The sequence below is a fragment of the Nocardia sp. XZ_19_385 genome (assembly GCF_015355755.1).
Classification (GTDB): domain Bacteria; phylum Actinomycetota; class Actinomycetes; order Mycobacteriales; family Mycobacteriaceae; genus Nocardia.
In genome coordinates this window covers 1,263,510-1,281,557 of record NZ_JACVEE010000001.1, presented here as the reverse complement: position 1 = coordinate 1,281,557, position 18,048 = coordinate 1,263,510, and the positions used below count along the sequence as shown (strand labels likewise).

The following is an 18,048-nucleotide window of genomic DNA, read 5'->3' as shown; positions in this document are numbered from 1 at the left end:
CCGATCTTCGGCTACGAGTCTGGCGGTCTGAGCACGACCCAATAGCGGCGAGCAGGGCCGTGCTCGGTATCGCGGATGCCTTCGAGCATCCCACCTTGGCGCTCAATGGTTTTCGCTGAGGCGGCGTTGTCAGCCGCACAGACGATCAGGACGCGGTCCATGCCCGCGACGCGTGCTTCGTCGAGCATCCGGCCCAGCGCCCAGGTGGCGAGCCCGCGTCTGCGCGCGGATGGGCGGATGCCGTAACCGACCGGCCCGCCGCACGAAGTCGGTGACGCTGTGCCGCAACGCAATTCCGCCGAGCACCCGGGCACCCTCGACGATCCACCGGTAGGTGCAGCCCTCTGCGCCCGTATCCGAGGTCAGCCGCCGGACCCAGGTGCTGGCGACGATCAGGTCGGGCATATTCGGACGATATCCCTCGGGGCGACCGGATCCGTGACCGGTTTGGCGACACCGAGCAGGCACCTCCACTCGTGCTCGTCGCTAATGCAGGGCAAGCAAATTGGCCGAGTCGGCAGTCAGCGAGGTTCGGTCCGCAACGAGTCCAAGGCAGCGACGGATCTGACGCGAGACCATCCGAATGCTCGACTGACGTCCCCCGGTTTTGCGACGATCATCGTGTCGACGAACTTGGCGACGGCCCGGCGGTCACGTTCCACACGGCTGCCCTGTGCGGGTACCGAGAATGCACGCGCTGTGAGCTCCAAAATGCAGCTGGCCCAGCCTGGCCCGTCTTCGACGCCGTAGTTGGTTATCAGTAGCTTACGGCCCAGCTCAGACAAGGCACGCTCGAATTCCTTGCCTGATAATCCGAGGTCGGCGCGTGCGATTCGCGTCGATGTCGGCCCACTATCGGCCAAAAGAAGCCCAAGCTGGTGCGCTTCTTGTGACAGGTCCGGTGCGGACACCACGTCCTCCTCTGCGCCATCGAACTCATAGAGGTCGGCCAGCAGTTCGGGGGTGAGAAGTGTCTGCTTCCCCGCGATGTAGCGGCCCAGCCATGCCTGCCCCTTGCCCGAGAGCGTGTCCTTCCATGTCCACATCGCTTCAATGTCATCTCCCCAACCCGATGGCCGGCGAAGCACCGATTCGTCCCGTGAAGCCTCGCGCAGGGAGGGGTAACGCACGGTCTTTCCGCCAAAGAGGAGAGAGAATCCGACATCATCCAGATAGTCCCTGGCCTCCTCGAGTGTGCGCAGCGGCAGTCCGGTTCGCCACCAGCGTTCGCGACGGGCCGCAGCAAGATCGTCTGTCATCGTTCTCCAATCCGATCGAGGGCACGCACTCCATCGCGCATCGGGCAGCAGCCAACCAGCTACGGCCAATGCCTGCACTTCCCCCCCGTCTTAGGCCGGCGCGCTCGTGATCGGCGGGCTCGGTTTACGGCGGAGGCGGCATGCGAGTGATGTGGTGTCCACAGGCCTGTGCCCGCCGCCCAGGCAACGTATGGCGATGTACGGTATGCGGCCGGAATATGAAATTCAACTGTTGCGGAATCTTCGGCCGCAGTACATGATCAAGGTTGTTCAACGAACCAATGGCCCTGGGGGCCAACATTTTTGGGGGGGACCCAATGCAAAACGGTTTATTTTCTGCTGCGCCTGAGAGGGTGCCCGAGCCGGGCGCAACTCCGAAGGTGCAGGACACGCTCCTCGGTTCCGACGCCGGCGGCGATGTCGTCCTGGTCGATCCGGTCATGACTGGGCATGCGTTCAAAGAGGCCTGCCGGCGGCGCGGCCTGCCAACGATCTCCCTATACACGCTCGACGAGGAACTGCTCAGCTCCTTTGACCGTGATTACCGCGGCGGCGACCATCACGTGATTCATGCCGCCGATGCCATTCAGGCGATTGCGAAGGTGCCTGGATTGATTCGCGCCGTCGTGCCGACCACCGAGCCCTCGGTCGAGGTCGGGGACGAGCTCGGGGAATTGCTCGGTGTACCAAGCAATCCCAGGGCCACTGCATCGGCCCGCCGATGTAAGGCGGCTATGCGACGTCTGGCATTCGAGCGCGGCCTGCGTATTCCGGCGTTCGAGCTGGTCGGGCTGGACGATGTTGGAATCGCAGCGGCGCGAATCGGGTTCCCGGCAATCGTCAAGCCGCAACGGGGCGCTGGCTCGCACGGCATACAGATCCTCCCGGACGCGGACTCGGTGCCCGACCTTCCCAGCCAAGACCTGTTCGGCGGCGCCAACTCGGAGTGGCTTGTCGAGCGCTACGTCGGCGGCAGGGAACTGGCCGTCAACGCGTTCAGCCAGGACGGCAAGCATCGGGTCCTGGACATGTGGGAATACCGACAGCCCACTGGAGCTGATTACGACCAGCCGTATTGGGACCTCGTTCAGCTACGACTAGAGGATCCGGACTGGGCAACCGCTGAGAACTTCGTCATGGAAGTGTTGGATGCCTTCCAGGTCAGGCTGGGTCCCAGTCATACAGAAATCAAGATAGACGCTTCGGGACCCTGCCTCATCGAAGTGGCTAGTCGCCTGCCTGGTTCCCACACGACCGATCACTGGGAGCGCCACAGCGCTATCCGTCCATACGATGACACTCTCGCCGCGTACCTCGGCGAGGAAACCGGCCTACTGACGCGCGACTTGGGGTTCGACGCAGCACTGGCGATCTGTTGCCTGCGTAACGACGATCGACCCGGCATCTTGGCTGAGCTGGCCGGCCTGGACGAAGTCCTCCGTTTGCCGGGAGTGGATGCCGTCTATCCGTGCGTCGCTCCCGGAGACTTCGTTCCCTTGACTCGCGACCACGAGTCGCTGACCGCGTTCGTGCTAGTCCACGGACAGGACACCGCCGAGGTCGACGCCCTGCTCCGAACTGTCCGCAACAGCGTGCGATTGGAACTGAAGTGATCAATTTTCTGCCTGGAAGAACCCTGATGAAGTTCGACCGTCAGCTTCCTTTCTACAACTGGCTCTACCCGATGAAGGGCCAGGAGCTGGACACGGTCACGCACCATGAGTTCCACTCTGGGATCCGAACCAGTGGCGTACGTTCCCGGGCTCTCTATTTCCACATCCCGTTCTGCGACACCATCTGTACATTCTGCACGCTCAACCGAGGCCTGGGCAGCAGCGGAGACGAGCAGATCGAGGCATACGTCCAAGCCCTACTCAAGGAGATTGCCCTCAAGGGCAAGTACGCCGCAGCAACTTCGGTGCCGATCCGAGCGATCTTTTTCGGCGGCGGTACTCCGACGACACTATCCGCGAACCAGATCACCCGCATCGGCAGGGCGATCCACGATCATTTCGACCTCTCTGAGCTCCAGGAGTTCACCTTCGAAGCTGAGGTCAAGAGCGTTACTGAGGAAAAGTGCACCGCGATGCGCGACATTGGTGTCAACAAGGCGCGCTTCGGTCTGCAGAGCTTCGACCCGCTGTACCGCGAGCTCTTCAATATCACCGCGACGATCGAACAGGAACACGCTGCGGCCGAAATGTTCGCACGGTACTTCGATTTCACCAGCTTCGACATGATCTACGGGATGCATGGCCAAACGTTCGAGCAGTTTTCCCGGGACATCGAGTACGCGACTGGGATGGGCACCGCGACGATGGAGCTGTACCCGATCAGCAATGTCGTCACCCAGGTTCCGCTGCACCACTCCTACGCCCGGCGCGGACTCGCGCCACTGAGCTTTATCGACAAGATGGCGATGACCATCTACTTGAATCAGTATCTGCGTGCCTCCGGATTCCAGCAGCACAACGGACATGGCTTCCTGCGGCTACCCGATGGCCACAAGCCCGGTCCGCACTTCATCTCGCGCGACTACGTGAATCTCTACAACGCCCACACTTGGTCGCACCACGACGATGAGCTTATTGGTCTGGGTAACAGCGCCATATCGCAGATCGCGAATTTCACGGTGATGAACGACGATAATCGGACCACCTACGTGAAAAATCTCCTGGAGAACAATGAGGTAAAGATCAACCTCAGTGTCGGTGACGGCATCCCGTACGAAAGAGGAATCGTTCTTCATCTACCGTATTTCGGCTGGCTGGACAAAAGCCGCATTTCCTGGGAGCAGATCCCCGCCGAGCTCATCGACAAGCTCGGTCAGCTGGTTTCGGAGGGAATGCTGGAGGAAGACCACGCCGAGTATCGGATCACTGAGCTGGGCTGGATTTGGTACGTCAACATGATGTACTTTCTGTCACCTTTCTCGGATCAGAAGGTGCTCGACGAGTTCACTGCGCTGAAGCGTCGCACAAAGGGCCTCACCGACGGCGACGACCGCATGCTGCCGCTGCTGACGATGGGATCGCTCCGTTGAGTCAGCCCGCGCCCAATACTTCCAAGCCGCTGTGGCACCTGGACGGCCTACAGGCACTGCTCACTGCCGGATCGCTGCTCAACGCCATCGCGTTCTTCGCGGCAATGCCGTTCGCCTCGATCTATCTAGCTACCCATACACCTCTGTCCAACGCAGCAATCGGTGCCGTGGTCGGAGGGATCGCGCTCATCGGCTCGGTCGGCGGGGTGCTCGGCGGGGTTCTCGTCGACCGCTTCGGCGCAGTGCCGATGATGTCCTTGGGTTTGGTCGCGTACACCGGCATCTACGTCAGCCTCACAGTTGCGCGCGAGACCTCTGTGATCGTCGCCCTTCTGCTGGGATTGGGAGCCGCCCGGCTCTTTGTCGAGCCTGGCGGGAAAAAGCTGTTGTCGTTGGCGGCAGGCGACGACGGCAGAATCTTCCGTGTCCGCTATATGGTCTTGTGTTTTGGGGCGATCATCGGGCCAGCGATTGGTGGTGTTCTGTACAACGTGAGCGTGACGGCGTTCTTTGCCGTACCAGCCCTCTTCTATGCCGGCTACTTCGTCCTAGTGCTCGTTTTCCGCAAACAGTTGTCATTCCAGGAAAGCTCCGGCATGGAGGCGGGTACCCACTTTCCGCTCCGTGCTGCTGTCCGTGACCGCAAACTGCTCGCAGCGATCGCAGCTGGATTCGCGATCTTCCTAGTATTCTCGCAGCTCGAATCGATGATCCCGCTGTATATAAAGGGCGAGTGGGGCCAGGAGGCGGTCGGCTACTTTGCAGGATTGTTCATCACCAATGCCGTGTTGGCGCTGGCCTTTCAAGTCCCGATCGACTGGCTGTCCAGAAAGGTGTCACACAATCTGCTGATACTTATCGGCTGTGCGGGTTTCGCGTTGTCGTTTGCCTGCTTCATGGCGGCTTCCACACAGGGGCTGGTGATGCTCTACATCGGCATCGTGTTCTGGACCCTCGGGGAAGGAGTGCTACTTCCCTTGCCAGACATTGCGATCCACGAGATCGCGACAGACGACCGGAAAGGTACCTACTTCGGTCTATCCGAGTGCCGCTATCTCGGGTTCTTCGCTGGACCCTTTATCGGTGGTTTGCTGCTGGCCCAGGAATCGGTGTACTTCGTGGTGATGGCCCTCGCCATCTTCATCTGTGTACCCCTGCTGGTGTCCAAGGGACCGGCCATCGCTACGGCGCGTAGTGAAAAGAAAGAGGAGGCCGCTGATGCCGACGTCTGAATCCGGGGCGATCCTGGTGGCGCACCGTCTTCCCGCCCACGTAACTCCGCTCCGCGAATGGCTGTCCGACGTGGCTGAACAAGTTGTGCTCATCACTAGCCGAGAAGTCGAACAGGGGTACTCCGGCCAGTTCGGTGGCCTGATATCGGTTTCCGACTACTCGTCTTCCGATGAGGTGGTGACCCACCTCGACCGAATTTGTTCCGAACAAGCGGTGTCTCGCATCGTTTACGGGACCGAAGACGACATCCTTCGCCTTGCCCGAATACGCGACCGTTATGGGGTCAGCGGATTGTCGGAGGCAGCCGCGCTCGTTTATCGGGACAAGTACAGGATGAAGATTGCCGCAGCCAAGGGCGTTGCTACGCCCGAGTTCCTTGCTCCCTCCAACGCCGCAGACGCGGAAGCGTTTGCGGAGCGCATCGGCTGGCCGGTTGTGGTGAAACCTCGTCTCAGCTACGGATCTCGAGGCGTCGCCGTGGTGCACGAGGGTGCGGAGCTCGCCGCACAACTGAGCGGATATGCAATGAAAGATCTGCTGTTGGAGGAGTATCTGCCGGGCATTGTCTGCCACGTTGACGGATTTATGCAAGGAGGTGAGGTACTTCTTTCCGTTCCGTCTCGCTACGTCAATTCATGTCTGTCCTTCGCTGATGGTGTGAGCCTGGGCAGCGTCCAACTCGACGATCACGATCCTCTGGCCCAGGGATTGACGGACTTTGCCCGGCGGACCGTTGCGCTCTTTCCGGAAACCGATCTCACCCCTTTTCATCTCGAGGTATTCATCCACGAAGACACCCAGGACCTGTACTTCTGCGAGATCGCGGCGCGCCTCGGCGGAGGCCATATTTACGAGACGCTCGGTCTTACCACGGGAGTCAATCCCGTCGAACTCTGGTTCCGGGACCAAGCCGGCCTCCGCGATGGTGGTGCTCGCTTCGCCCGTGGACCGGAGCGCTACGGGTTCCTGCTCGTCCCGCCACGGGAAGGCACCTTGGACGAGATCGTGGCCACTCCGCTGCCCGACTCCGTACTTCAGCACAACCAGCCCGACAAGTTCCCCCGCGGCTACAGCGCGGCGACCGCTTCGACAGACACCGTCGCATCATTCGTCGTGCGCGGTGCCGATGCGGTAGCGGTGGAATCCGCATTACATGCGTGCGCCCAGTGGGCGGAGAAGGCTTTGAGGTGGTCTGCATGACCGAGTACACGTTTACGGGCACACATGTGTTGTGTGATGTCACGGGTATTACTGCCGATCGGGTCAATGACAACAGCTTGATCCTCGAGGCGATCCGCTGCGGCATCGAGGCATCTGGCGCGGAGCTGTGCGGGTTCCAGAGCAAAGAGTTCGTGTCGGGTGGGGTGACTGCCGTGTATGTCCTGTCCGAGTCGCACGTCTCCGTACACACCTACCCTGAGCGGGGGGCACTGTTTCTTGATGCCTTCACTTGCGGTACGCGTTGCGTTCCGCAACGTATCGTGGACGTGCTTCTCGAGGCCCTCGGGCCTTGCGAACATCGCACCAGTGTGATCAGCCGGGGTCAGCCGGTTCGCGTGCTAGCCGCGGAGCGGGCCGCATGATCACCGAGGAAGTGCAGAACGCGGAGGCGGCTTTCGTCCGACATCGTGTGGGCGTGGGCGGATCCAGTATTGCGGCCGTAGACGCGACGAGCGCGCAGCGCTCCGGCTCCGCTGCGCAGTCGGCCCTGGAAGCCTGGGAATCGAGCCCCGTTCGATTCCCTTACGGGGCCGTAATCGCCCATTTCCATGCAGTGGGTCGGATCCGAGCGGAGCCCAACCTGATTGCTCGTCTTGACGCCATCCCCGTCCGGAGACAAGACGTACACCTCGCCGCCTGGCTGCCGATGACCTGCGACCAAGTCGACGGTGGCTACGCTACCTACGCCGGCTTGGGGGTTCACCAGACCGCCGTAGGAATCGGCATCGCAAGCCCTGCTGGCCGGGGCCTGAACTCTGTTCGTGCCGGTACCGACGAGGTGACCGTCGCCGTGCTGGCCGAACTAGTGCGCACCGAAGCAGAAGCGGCCATCGTTGGCGGGGCAAACCCAGCGGCACACGCCCGCCTGCGCAGCGCTGCCCGCCTGTTGGCCCGAGCCAATGATCTCGCACCCGGATACCCGATCGATCCAACAGCCGCTACCGACCTGACTTCGGCGCTGGCCGCTGCCGAGGAGCCGCTGGTCCTGCTGGCGGAGGCGGCCGAGCGAGCGGTAAAAGCAATCGGAGAGCAGGTGTCTCCGGTGGTAGCACAGGCGGTGAGGCGCTCGGTACTACCGGTCACTCGTCTGCACGACGAGTTCATGTTCATCCGATGTATACAGATTTTCGAGGCGCTGTATGAGCAGATTGCCCTGGCGGTCCGCGAAGCGCGGGATGCCGTTGTGGCGGGCAAAATCGGCTACGGCGCCGACGTGATTGCCGCTGCCTCTGAACGGCTCACGGTGCTGCCGGCCTTGTTCCGCGTGCTCGGCACCATGCCACCCAGCGTGTTTGCAGTGATCCGCGGCTACACCAGTGGCCGCAGTGCGGTGCAATCCCGTTCTTACCGCCAGATCGAGAGCGCCTGCGCGCCCCGGCAATTGCTGGCGGGGAAGGATGTCCCTGACGTTCCCTGGAATGGGCCGACCTTGCAGGACGTCTACTTGAGCAACCGGACTTGCCCAGATGCTGACCGGCTCGCCTCAGAGCTGCGGCGACTAGATGAATCATGGCGGAGAATGAAGCGTAGCCACTGGGGCATCACCTTGCGGATCATCGGCGAGGTACCGGGCACCGGCGGCACATCTGGAGCCGCCTACCTGCAGGCCGCAGCAGCAACCCCGCTGTTTCCGGCGTTAGAGATACGGGAACTACAGTGACCGGCAACGGCCATATCGATACCGAGCACAACGAGCGGCTTCGCACGAAAATCATGGCCCATATTGTCTCGCAAGCGATTTCCGCCGTATGTAGGCTTGGCGTTCCAGACCGTCTCGCAGACGGTCCGAAACCCGTCGACGCACTCGCTGAAGCGGTCAACGCGCACCCTGGGGCTCTGCGCCGGTTCCTGCGTGTGCTTGCTGGCGAGGACTTGTTCGTCGAAGTCGAAACGGACACCTTCGCCCTTACCCGACTCGGCAGCCTGCTACGCACCGATGAGCCGGGCTCTCTGCACCATCTCGTCGAGTTGATGAGTGGCGAAGCATATGGCGTCTGGGAGGGGGCGAGTCACTCGCTGCGCACCGGGAAGGCCGCGTTTCCTTACATACACGGGCGGCCATATTTCGATTGGCTCTCCGATCATCCGGACGCAGCACGCAACTTCGACCAGGGTCAAGCCCAACTTGCCGAGTTGCGGTTGCTTCCGCTCTTGTCTTGCGACTGGTCGAGTGTCGGCTCGGTGGTAGATGTAGGGGGCGGCAACGGCACCCTGCTGGGTCGACTTCTCACGCTTCATCCGCATCTGACCGGGACGGTGTTCGATCTACCGCATGTGGCGCGCGCCGCAGATCCAGTGCTGGCGGAGGCCGGCGTTTCCGACCGATCTAGCGTGGCCGGGGGAGATTTTTTCAGTGAAATCCCTGCTGGCGCTGACGCGTACATTCTGTCGCAAATTCTCCACGACTGGCCCGACGACGACGCCGTACGCATCCTAGGGAATTGCCGTGATGCGATGCAGTCCGACGCTCGGGTCCTAATTGTTGAACAGGTGCTGACAGGTAATGCAGGTTCCAGCGCTGCGGCCCTGCTCGACCTGCATATGCTGGTGCTGCTGGGTGGCCAGGAGCGGACGCTGCCTCAGTGGGAGGGCTTGTTGGCGGCTGCCGGTCTCCAGCTCGAATCCATTACGCCGGGCCCACGGTCGTCTGTGATGTGTGCGCACCGATCGCGCAAGTGACTCCACCGGGGATCAGGGCCCGCACGGATTTCCCGCACGGGCCCTGAGAAGCGGTTCTTACTTACGCAGTGCGTACGGTTCGATCGATCCGCGCAGCAGTGCCCGCGCGTCGATGGTCTCCGGACGATACGGCAGCGTCGCCAAACGTTCTGTCATCTGCGCGACCGGATCCGCGATCGGCTTGGCGACACCGAACAGGAACGTCCACTCGTGCTCATCGCTGGCGTAGGGCACCATCGTGTCGAACAACCCGCGGAACCGATCCCAAGAACGTTTCAGAGTTTCGTTGCGCCACATGGTCTGACAGCCGGCCTGGGCGGCGAGCACGCCACCGTCGGCCAGCAGCGACTTGCAGCGCTTCAGGAACTCATCCTCGTAGAGGCGGTTGTGTTGCGCGTCCTCGACCCGTTCGTCTGGCAGATCGATGACGATCATGTCGTACTGCGTGCCTGCAGCCTCGGCGTTGGCCAGGAAGTCCCAGCCGTCGGCGTAATGCATCTTGATCGGGCCCTCGTGGGCGACCGCCGCGGCCAGATCGGTCTCGGTGTAGCCGTAGGGCAGATGCTTGGCACACAGCTCGACCTCGAGCTGATCGATGTCGACGTGATCGACCAGCGACGCGCCCGCCGCCGACGACAGCTGCGAGGCGACACCTTCACCGGAACCGATGATCAGGACCTTTTCCAGCTTCTCGGCCAGCACATACCCGGGCACGAGCATTGCCTCGTGGTAGGTGAGCTGAGAGAACTCGGTGGATTGGCGATCCTCGTCGGAGAACAAGCTGACGCCCTGGTCGGTCTTGGCGATCACCATGTGCTGGTAAGGCGTATGGGTGTCGACGATGACCTCGTTGAGATCCCAGATCCGGGTCAGGCCTTCGCCGACCGGCTCGCGAATCTTCTCGGCGCCGTGCCCGCGCTGGATGACCTGCATCCGAACATCTTTGGGCTCGAGCTTGTCTCGTAGTAGCTCGACGGCCTTCGTCGCGCCCGCACCGATGCTGCCGCAGGTGAAGACGTCGACGAAAATGTCGCCGGACTCCGGATAAGTGTGAATCGAGGCGTGAGACTCCGACAACAGCGCGAGGACGGTCACCCCCTGCGGATCGAACTGCTTGCGTACGACTTCGCAGATGGTGACGCCCGCCGCGATCAGAGACTCTGTCAACGCCGATTCGAGTCGTTCGAGATCGTCGCACAGTGCTGTGTCGACACCACCGAACTCGGCCAGCACATGCCAGCCGGTGAAATCCGCCGTCATAGTTGGCAAACTCACTCTCGCTCAGCGCCCGAGACGTGCACGGTCAGGGGCGGAAAACCATTGAAGGACACCGACGAGTAACTCGCGGTATAGGCGCCGGTATCGAGGATCTGGATACGATCACCGGCACGCAACGAGGTCGGGAGTAAGACCTTCGTGCGTTGGTACAGCACATCGTCGCCGTCACAGGTCGGACCGGCTACTACCGCCTCGTCGACGGGGTCTCCGTCGCGTTCGGTGACGAATCGGTAGGCGATGTACTCGTTCTCTGTCTCGGCCATTCCGTTGTATCGGCCGATGTCGAGATACACCCAGCGCCGGCCATCCGGCGCGATGCGAATGCCGATGACCTCGGCATGGATGATGCCCGCGTTGCCGACCAGGGCGCGGCCGGGCTCGACCACGACGCCGGCGCCGGCGGGCAGGAACTCGGCGACCGCGGTGTTCACCACAGTCGCGATCTCGCCGAGTTCAGGGGCTGCGGTGGCGTACGAAATCGGAAGTCCGCCACCGATATTCACCGATCGGACTTCGATGTCCTTGTCCGCCAACGCCTTCGAGATGGTCCCGGCCTGCTCGATGCCGATCCGCCAGGCGCGGGGATCGGTTTGCTGCGAGCCGACATGGAAGTAGGGCCCCGCGACGATCAGGCCGAGGTCGCGGGCCCGCACCAGCAGCCGCAGCGCCTCGCCCGGCGTACAGCCGAACTTGGTGCCGAACGGGGTGATGGAGGCCGGCGTCGAGGCCAGGAAGCGGCATTCGACCTCGGTTCCCGGCGCGTGATCGGCGATGCGCAGCAGGTCGTCCTCGGTGTCGAAGGCGTAGCGGCGCACGCCGAGCGCGTAAGCGCGCGCGATGTCAGCGGACTTCTTGATCGGGTTGCCGTAACACATGACCGCCGGATCGACCTGTTGCGCGAGGCAGAGCTCGATCTCGCCGATGCTGGCGACGTCGAACTCGGCGCCCTCGTCGTTCAGGAGCCGGATGATCTCCGGCACCGGACTCGCCTTGACGGCGAAGCGAATTCGCGCCGCGGGTAAGGCGGCTCGCAAGGCGCGATAATTCGCGCGGACCCGGTTCAGCTCGATAACCAGACGGGGTGACTCGAGCACGTTTCGATCGGCCAATCTAAGGGAACTCTTTTCGATCGGGCACAGGGGCCGAGGAGAAGGCAACAGTCCGCGACACTACACAAGGTGGGCCCGGAAAAACTAACCGGACGCCGGTCAGCCCGCCGCAACCGTGACCTCGTCGAACACCACTTCGCCGGCGGCGTCGGACTCGGCCAGATCGACTACCGCTTCCAAGGCCCAGCCGTGGTCTCCGGCAGGGTCGTCGAGGGTCTGCCTGACATGCCAGAAGCCAGGGCGGACTTCGATCTGGAACAGCTGCGGGCCGCGGGCGTCGGGGCCGATGCCGATGCGTTCGTACTCGTCGAAATACGGCGCGAAGTCGGCTTCCCAGTCCGGTCCGGTGCCCAGCGCTTCCAGGTCGTACCAGCGGCGCAGCGCGGCCAGTTCGACGCGGCGGAACATCGCGTTGCGGACCATCACGCGGAAGGCGCGTTCGTTGGCGGTGATCGGGCGGATCGACTCCGCGCCGAAGGCGACCTGGGTCGCGTCGGTCTCCGCACCCGGGTTGGTCAGCTGCTCCCACTCGTCGAGCAAACTCGAATCCACTTGGCGGATAAGCTCTCCGAGCCACTCGGTGATGTCGTCGAGCTCCTCGGTGCGGGCCGAATCCGGCACGGTGCGGCGCAGCGCGCGGTAGGCGTCGGCGAGGTAGCGCAGCACGACGCCTTCGGAGCGAGCCAGCTCGTAGTGCGAGATGAGTTCGGCGAAGGTCATCGAACGGTCGATCATGTCGCGCACCACCGATTTCGGCGACGGCGCGAACTCCGAGATCCACGGGTGGCCCGCGCGATAGGTCTCGTAGGCCGGATCGATCAGCTCGGCCAGCGGTTTCGGCCAGGTGACCTCTTCGAGCAGCTCCATGCGCTCGTCGTATTCGATGCCGTCGGACTTCATCTCGTTGATCGCCACGCCGCGTGCTTTGTGCTGCTGCGCCATCAGCAGCTGACGCGGATCCTCGAGCGTCGATTCGATGAGCGAAATCACATCGAGGGTGTAGGTGGGTGACTCCTTGTCCAGGAGGTCGAAAGCGGCCAGCGCGAACGGGGACAGCGGCTGGTCGAGAGCGAAATCACGTTGCAGGTCGACGGTGAGGCGGGCGCGGCGGCCTTGCGCGTCGGGTTCGGGAAGTTGCTGTACGACCCCGGCGTCACGCAGCGCGCGATAGAGACGGATGGCGCGCAGAATGTGCTTGCGCTGGGCCGGGCGCGGCTCGTGGTTGTCCTCCAGCAGATGCCGCATCGCGTCGAAACAGTTGCCGGGCCGGGCGATCACGTTGAGCAGCATGGCGTTGGTGACATTGAACCGCGACACCATCGGCTCCGGCTGCGCGGCGACGAGGCGGTCGAAGGTTTCCTCGCTCCAGGACACGAACCCGGCGGGCGGTTTCGTCCGCTGCACACGTTTCTGTTTGACGGGGTCGTTGCCCGCCTTCGCCATGCGTTTGGTGTTCTCCACCTCGTGCTCGGGAGCCTGCACCACGACCGTGCCCATGGTGTCGTAGCCGGCGCGGCCCGCGCGCCCGGAGATCTGATGGAACTCGCGGGCCTTGAGGCGGCGGGTCCGGACGCCGTCGTATTTGGTCAGGCCGGTCAGCAGCACGGTGCGGATCGGGACGTTGATGCCGACGCCGAGAGTGTCTGTGCCGCAGACGACTTTGAGCAGGCCCTCCTGGGCGAGGCGTTCCACCAGGCGGCGGTACTTCGGCAGCATGCCCGCGTGGTGCACACCGATGCCGTGCCGGATCAGCCGCGAGAGGGTCTTGCCGAAACCGGAGGCGAAACGGAAGTCGCCCAAAGCTGCTGCGATCGCGTCTTTTTCGGCGCGGGAGGAGAAGTTCACGCTGGTCAGCGCCTGAGCGCGTTCCAGGGCTGCGGCCTGGGTGAAGTGCACGACATACACCGGGGACTGGTTGGTGGTGACCAGATCTTCCAGGGTCTCGGTGATGGGGGTGCGAGCGTAGGAAAAGCTCAGCGGCACAGGGCGTTCGGTGCCCGCCACGATCGCCGTCGGGTTGCCGGTGCGGCGCTCCAGGTCCTCGGCGAAGAAGTCGACCTCGCCCAAAGTCGCCGACATGAGCAGGAATTGGGCGTTCGGCAGCTCGATCAGCGGGACCTGCCAGGCCCAGCCTCGATCGGGGTCGGAGTAGAAGTGGAACTCGTCCATCACGACCTGACCGACCTCGGCGGCCGCGCCTTCGCGCAGCGCCAGATTGGCCAGGATCTCGGCCGTGGCGCAGATGATGGGGGCGTCGGCGTTGACGGCGGCGTCGCCGGTGACCATGCCGACCTTGTCCGCGCCGAACACGTCGCACAGGGCGAAGAACTTCTCACTGACCAGCGCTTTGATCGGGGCCGTGTAGTAGGTGCGCAGCCCGCGGGTCAGCGCGAACAGATGCGCGCCGACGGCGACGAGAGACTTACCGGAACCCGTTGGCGTGGCCAGGATGACGTTGGACCCCGAGGCCAACTCCATGATCGCCTCGTCCTGCGCGGGATAGAGCGGGGTGCCCTGTTCGTCCGCCCAGATGGCGAACGATTCGTAGAGGGCGTCGGCGTCGGTCCCCGGTATCTCGAGCAGTTCGGTCAGATCCACTCGTTCCACCCTACGGGCCACCCACCGGGTGGCCCGATCAGGGACGGATCGAACTTACTTGGAGCTGTCTCCGTCGTAGCCGCCCTGCTCGGCGAGGAACTTTTCGAACTCCGCGCCCAGCTCGTCACCGCTGGGCAGTTCCTCGTCGCTGGCCAGCAGCGACGTCTGCTGTTCCTGCGCGGAAACGAAACTGTCGTACTGCCGCTCCAGGGCGTTCACCACGGTCTCGACCTCGGAGTTGCCCGAGACGTGCTCGTTGACCTGATCACGCACCCGCGCGGCCGCCTCGTCGAGCGCGGCCAGCGGAAGCGCCAAGCCGGCGTTGTCGGCGACGTTCTCCAGCAGCGTCTGCGCGGCCTCGGGGTAGGCGGTCTGCGCCAGGTAGTGCGGGACGTGGACGGAGAACCCGACCGACTCGTGCCCGTGCTGCGCCATTCGGTATTCGAGCAGCGAGGATGCGCTGCCCGGCACCTGTAACTCGCCCGGCCAGCGCTGATGATCGCTGATCAGCGAACGATCCGAGGAATGCGCGGTGACACCCAGCGGGCGGGTGTGCGGAATCGCCATCGGGATCGCGGACAGGCCGATGCTGCGGCGCACGCCCAGCTGTTCGGCGAGCAGGCGCACCGCGGTGGTGAACTTCTCCCAGCGCAGATCCGGTTCGATACCGGCCAGCAGCAGGAACGGGGTGCCGTCGGTGTCCTTGACCGCCCACAGGTTGAGCTCGGGCTCGGCGTACTCGCTGAAATGATCGGTCTTGAACGTCATCAGCGGACGACGCGAGCGGTAATCGAGCAACTCGTCGACGTCGAAGGAGGCAACCAGCTCGCTCTCCAAGCTCTCGCGCAGATGCGTGGTGGCCAGCCGCACCGCATGCCCGGCGTCGGTGAAACCCTCCAGCCCGTGCACAAGAACGGGACCCGCGCCGTCGTCGGACGACAGCTGCGGAGCGGGGAACTCCAGTTCGTACATTCGCGACTCGTGCTCCATCGCGTACTCCTTCCTGCGCGGTCCGCTTTCCGGCTTTCCGAGTAGCTCGGACGTCGGTGTCCTCGCGTTACCCGTTGTTGCACTGCGCGGTGCGATCAACCATGTCCATTGTCCCCCATGCCGGTGACAAGCACCGCGCACGGTAGTGGACACCGACCCGTACGTCGAGGCAACAGCGAATTCGCCTGCGGCATTCCCGCGTCACGCAATTGGCGGTGTGCAAGCTGCACCACAGCGTCCCCTGGGCGGGGAATCGGATCTTTGAATGAGGGGGTTCCCGATCGGGGACCGGTTCAAGCGTGGATCGGTGATCCGGCCGAGATCGGGCCTGTTGTCGCCTCGGTCACGAGTCGGCGTGGCAACGTCGGCGGGTGTGGGGAGTTTGGCACAGTGGGCCGGGTGAGTGTGCCGGAGTCGTCACGCGCAGGGTGGCTGGGAGCCGCCTCGGTGGGCGGTGTGCTGCTGCTCACCGGTTGCGGGGCCACCGTGCCCGGGCATCCGGTCGCGGGCGAGGCGAAGACCGTGCAGGCGCATGTGGCCGCCGGGCTCGAGGATCTGCTGCCCACCCAAGCGCAATTTCCCGCCCGGTATTCGGTGGTGGTGCTCCCACCCGAGGCTGCCGCTCAGGCCGCCGGTGATCTGGCCGGGATCGCCCACGGTGCCGTGGTCCATCCGACGGGCTGTGAGCCGCCTGAACAGCGCTTCGGACCTGATCAGACCGCGATCGCCATCGGCACGGACGGGGAGGCCCGGGCCACTGTCACAGTCCAGTTGGCACGGACCCGGCAACCACTGTCTGCCCTGCGCGAGCAGCTCACGCGATGCGGCGAGATCCGAGTCAATCAGGGTGGGGCGATCACCACGGTGGCAACGCAACTCGACCCGGCGCCGCCGATCGATGCCGACGACTCGATCGCCTTGCGCCGCACTGTGATTCCCGATCTGGGCGGGGTCGGGCTGACCCAGTCGATGCAGACGCTGCTCGGGCAGGTCGGGGATGTGCGAATCACGGTCACCTACATGACTTTCGAGGCCTCGTCGAAAGCTGATACCGCGGCGCTGGATCAACTGTTCACGACAACGGTGCAGCAGGTCCAGAGGGGCTGATCGGCCCGCACGACAAGGTGTGGAAACACCAGTGGTTCAGTGGAATTCGGGGAGCAGGATCCAGGCGGTGCCGCCGCGTGGCGGTCGTGCGCGTAATCGGACGTGTCTACGGTCGCAGAGGGCGCACCACGGTTATATCAGGGGTTACCGACAAGTCCCGGCCGCCGCAATGGCACGGGGGCTACCTATCCCCAGATTTCGACCTATCCCCAGGTCAACCGAAAGCCCAGGTCGCTGGGACCGTCGCCGCGACCCGCAGGCGCATGCTCGGCCCATGACCACTTCAGCCGAACTCCCCACCACCCTCGGGCACAGTGCCCCGAACCCCTACTGCGCCAGCGGGCTTCCGCGGCGCCGGATCCGGCCGCCGCTGGCGAATTGCTCCGATCCGACTCCGTTCTATCGCGGCGGGAACTGGGCGCGATCGCCGCTGCGGATCGACGACCCTGGTGAGTTGATCGTGGCGATGCCGCCGATGCTCGGATTCGTTCCGGAGCGCTCGCTGGTAGTCGCCGTGCTGCGGGCGGGGATGCCACCGGGCATGAGCCCCGTGATCGATGCTGTCGCGAGGTTCGATCTGGAACCGCCCGGCGGCCGGCGCGGGATGGCGGCGCGGATCGCGCAGTGCCTGTCCCATATCTGCGCCGCCGAACAGGCCGACGAGGTCCTGGCCGTCGTCGTCGATGACCGGGCCGCCGCACCCGGGCCGCCCGAAGCACACCCGCGCCGGGTTGCGCGGGCCGCGTTGCATACCGCGCTGGTCGCCGCGCTCGACAAACGCCTGGCCACGCACGAGGTGATGCTGGCGGGTGCGTGGGGGGTGCCGGCGATCGACGTCGGCGAGCACTGGTGGCCGCTGCTGGGCGGGCCGGGCGGGGGCGTACTGCCCGATCCCGCGAAGTCGTCGGTGGCGCTGGCGAGCGTCCTCGACGGGCGGCCGATTCACGCCTCGCGCGCGGAGCTGACCGCCGTGCTCGCGCCGGACCCAGAGCTGTGCGAGCGCGTGGCCGCCCACCTCGACGGCGCGTTCGAACGCGCCCGGGACCGTTATGTCCGCGCCATGCGGCACGGAGAACTCGACGGCTATCACCGCAGCCTGCTGGAGAACGTGTTGTGGCAGATCGCGCACACCGCATCCGGTGCGCTGCCCGAACCACCCGAAATCGCGGAACTGGTTGGCGCACTGCGAGAACCGGTGGTGCGCGGGACGCTGTACGCGCTGGCCTACACCGATCACGCCGCGGCGGCGGAACGGTTGTGGGTCCGGATGGTCCGGGCACTGCCGGGCCCGGATCGCGCTGATGCCGCGACGCTGCTCGGATACGGCGCCTACGTGCGCGGCGACGGGCCGTTCGCGGGGATGGCCCTGGACGTGGCGCTGGCAGCCGACCCGTTCCACAGCATGGCAGGACTCCTGGAGTCCGGATTGCGCTCAGGGATGCGGCCGGGACCGCTGCGCCGCGTCGGACGCAGCGGTCACGAGATGGCCGCCGACCTCGGTATCGATCTCGGACCGCTGATCCGATGAAGC

15 protein-coding genes are annotated in these 18,048 nt (G+C 64.1%); 9 read left to right on the top strand and 6 right to left on the bottom strand.

Going from position 1 to position 18,048, the window contains the following annotated elements; all coding sequences use genetic code 11:
• Positions 1–11: 11 nt before the first annotated feature.
• Together IBX22_RS05885 and IBX22_RS05880 are read right to left on the bottom strand one after the other, a co-directional pair.
• Positions 12–314: a GNAT family N-acetyltransferase gene (locus IBX22_RS05885; protein ID WP_309234440.1), complete on the bottom strand. Its 303-nt coding sequence runs from the start codon at positions 312–314 to the stop codon at positions 12–14.
• Positions 315–521: 207 nt separating this feature from the next.
• Positions 522–1,259 carry a hypothetical protein gene (locus IBX22_RS05880; protein WP_194814337.1) on the bottom strand — a complete coding sequence of 246 codons (738 nt, stop codon included), beginning with the start codon at positions 1,257–1,259 and terminating at the stop codon, positions 522–524.
• 380 nt (positions 1,260–1,639) lie between these two features.
• On the opposite strand from IBX22_RS05880, the gene IBX22_RS05875 reads away from it, so the two are divergent.
• The 7 genes from IBX22_RS05875 to IBX22_RS05845 are packed head-to-tail and all read left to right on the top strand — an operon-like array spanning position 1,640 to position 9,435.
• On the top strand, positions 1,640–2,872 hold the full coding sequence (locus IBX22_RS05875; RefSeq protein ID WP_194814336.1) for an ATP-grasp domain-containing protein: 1,233 nt from the start codon (positions 1,640–1,642) through the stop codon (positions 2,870–2,872).
• Positions 2,869–4,302 (top strand): radical SAM protein, encoded by a 1,434-nt coding sequence (locus IBX22_RS05870; protein WP_194814335.1) that lies wholly within the window; start codon positions 2,869–2,871, stop codon positions 4,300–4,302. The genes IBX22_RS05875 and IBX22_RS05870 overlap by 4 nt, the downstream gene beginning before the upstream one ends.
• Entirely contained in the window at positions 4,299–5,534 is a 1,236-nt protein-coding gene (locus tag IBX22_RS05865) for an MFS transporter (protein WP_228538211.1), read from the top strand. Before IBX22_RS05870 ends, IBX22_RS05865 begins: the two co-directional genes overlap by 4 nt.
• On the top strand, positions 5,521–6,735 hold the full coding sequence (locus IBX22_RS05860; protein WP_194814334.1) for an acetyl-CoA carboxylase biotin carboxylase subunit family protein: 1,215 nt from the start codon (positions 5,521–5,523) through the stop codon (positions 6,733–6,735). Before IBX22_RS05865 ends, IBX22_RS05860 begins: the two co-directional genes overlap by 14 nt.
• Positions 6,732–7,118: an adenosylmethionine decarboxylase gene (gene speD, locus IBX22_RS05855; protein ID WP_194814333.1), complete on the top strand. Its 387-nt coding sequence runs from the start codon at positions 6,732–6,734 to the stop codon at positions 7,116–7,118. Before IBX22_RS05860 ends, speD (IBX22_RS05855) begins: the two co-directional genes overlap by 4 nt.
• Entirely contained in the window at positions 7,115–8,416 is a 1,302-nt protein-coding gene (locus IBX22_RS05850; RefSeq protein WP_194814332.1) for a hypothetical protein, read from the top strand. The genes speD (IBX22_RS05855) and IBX22_RS05850 overlap by 4 nt, the downstream gene beginning before the upstream one ends.
• Positions 8,413–9,435, top strand: a complete 1,023-nt coding sequence (locus IBX22_RS05845) for a methyltransferase (protein ID WP_309234439.1) — start codon at positions 8,413–8,415, stop codon at positions 9,433–9,435. The genes IBX22_RS05850 and IBX22_RS05845 overlap by 4 nt, the downstream gene beginning before the upstream one ends.
• Before the next feature lie 57 nt (positions 9,436–9,492).
• Here the strand turns inward: IBX22_RS05845 and speD (IBX22_RS05840) are convergent, their stop codons facing one another.
• From speD (IBX22_RS05840) to IBX22_RS05825, 4 genes are all read right to left on the bottom strand, one after another.
• Entirely contained in the window at positions 9,493–10,695 is a 1,203-nt protein-coding gene (gene speD / locus IBX22_RS05840; protein ID WP_194815604.1) for an adenosylmethionine decarboxylase, read from the bottom strand.
• An 11-nt stretch (positions 10,696–10,706) separates the two neighbouring features.
• The gene (locus IBX22_RS05835) at positions 10,707–11,807 is read right to left on the bottom strand and encodes a type III PLP-dependent enzyme (protein ID WP_194814331.1); all 1,101 of its coding nucleotides are present in this window, start codon (positions 11,805–11,807) and stop codon (positions 10,707–10,709) included.
• A gap of 114 nt (positions 11,808–11,921) precedes the next feature.
• Entirely contained in the window at positions 11,922–14,420 is a 2,499-nt protein-coding gene (locus IBX22_RS05830) for an RNA helicase (protein WP_194814330.1), read from the bottom strand.
• A gap of 54 nt (positions 14,421–14,474) precedes the next feature.
• On the bottom strand, positions 14,475–15,410 hold the full coding sequence (locus tag IBX22_RS05825; protein WP_194814329.1) for a PAC2 family protein: 936 nt from the start codon (positions 15,408–15,410) through the stop codon (positions 14,475–14,477).
• A gap of 399 nt (positions 15,411–15,809) precedes the next feature.
• Between IBX22_RS05825 and IBX22_RS05820 the strand changes: the two genes are divergently transcribed.
• Both IBX22_RS05820 and IBX22_RS05815 read left to right on the top strand, forming a co-directional pair.
• Complete coding sequence (locus IBX22_RS05820) at positions 15,810–16,517, top strand: sensor domain-containing protein (RefSeq protein ID WP_309234438.1); 708 nt, start codon at positions 15,810–15,812, stop codon at positions 16,515–16,517.
• Positions 16,518–16,791: 274 nt separating this feature from the next.
• Positions 16,792–18,045, top strand: a complete 1,254-nt coding sequence (locus IBX22_RS05815) for a DUF4192 domain-containing protein (RefSeq protein ID WP_194814327.1) — start codon at positions 16,792–16,794, stop codon at positions 18,043–18,045.
• Positions 18,046–18,048: the final 3 nt, after the last annotated feature.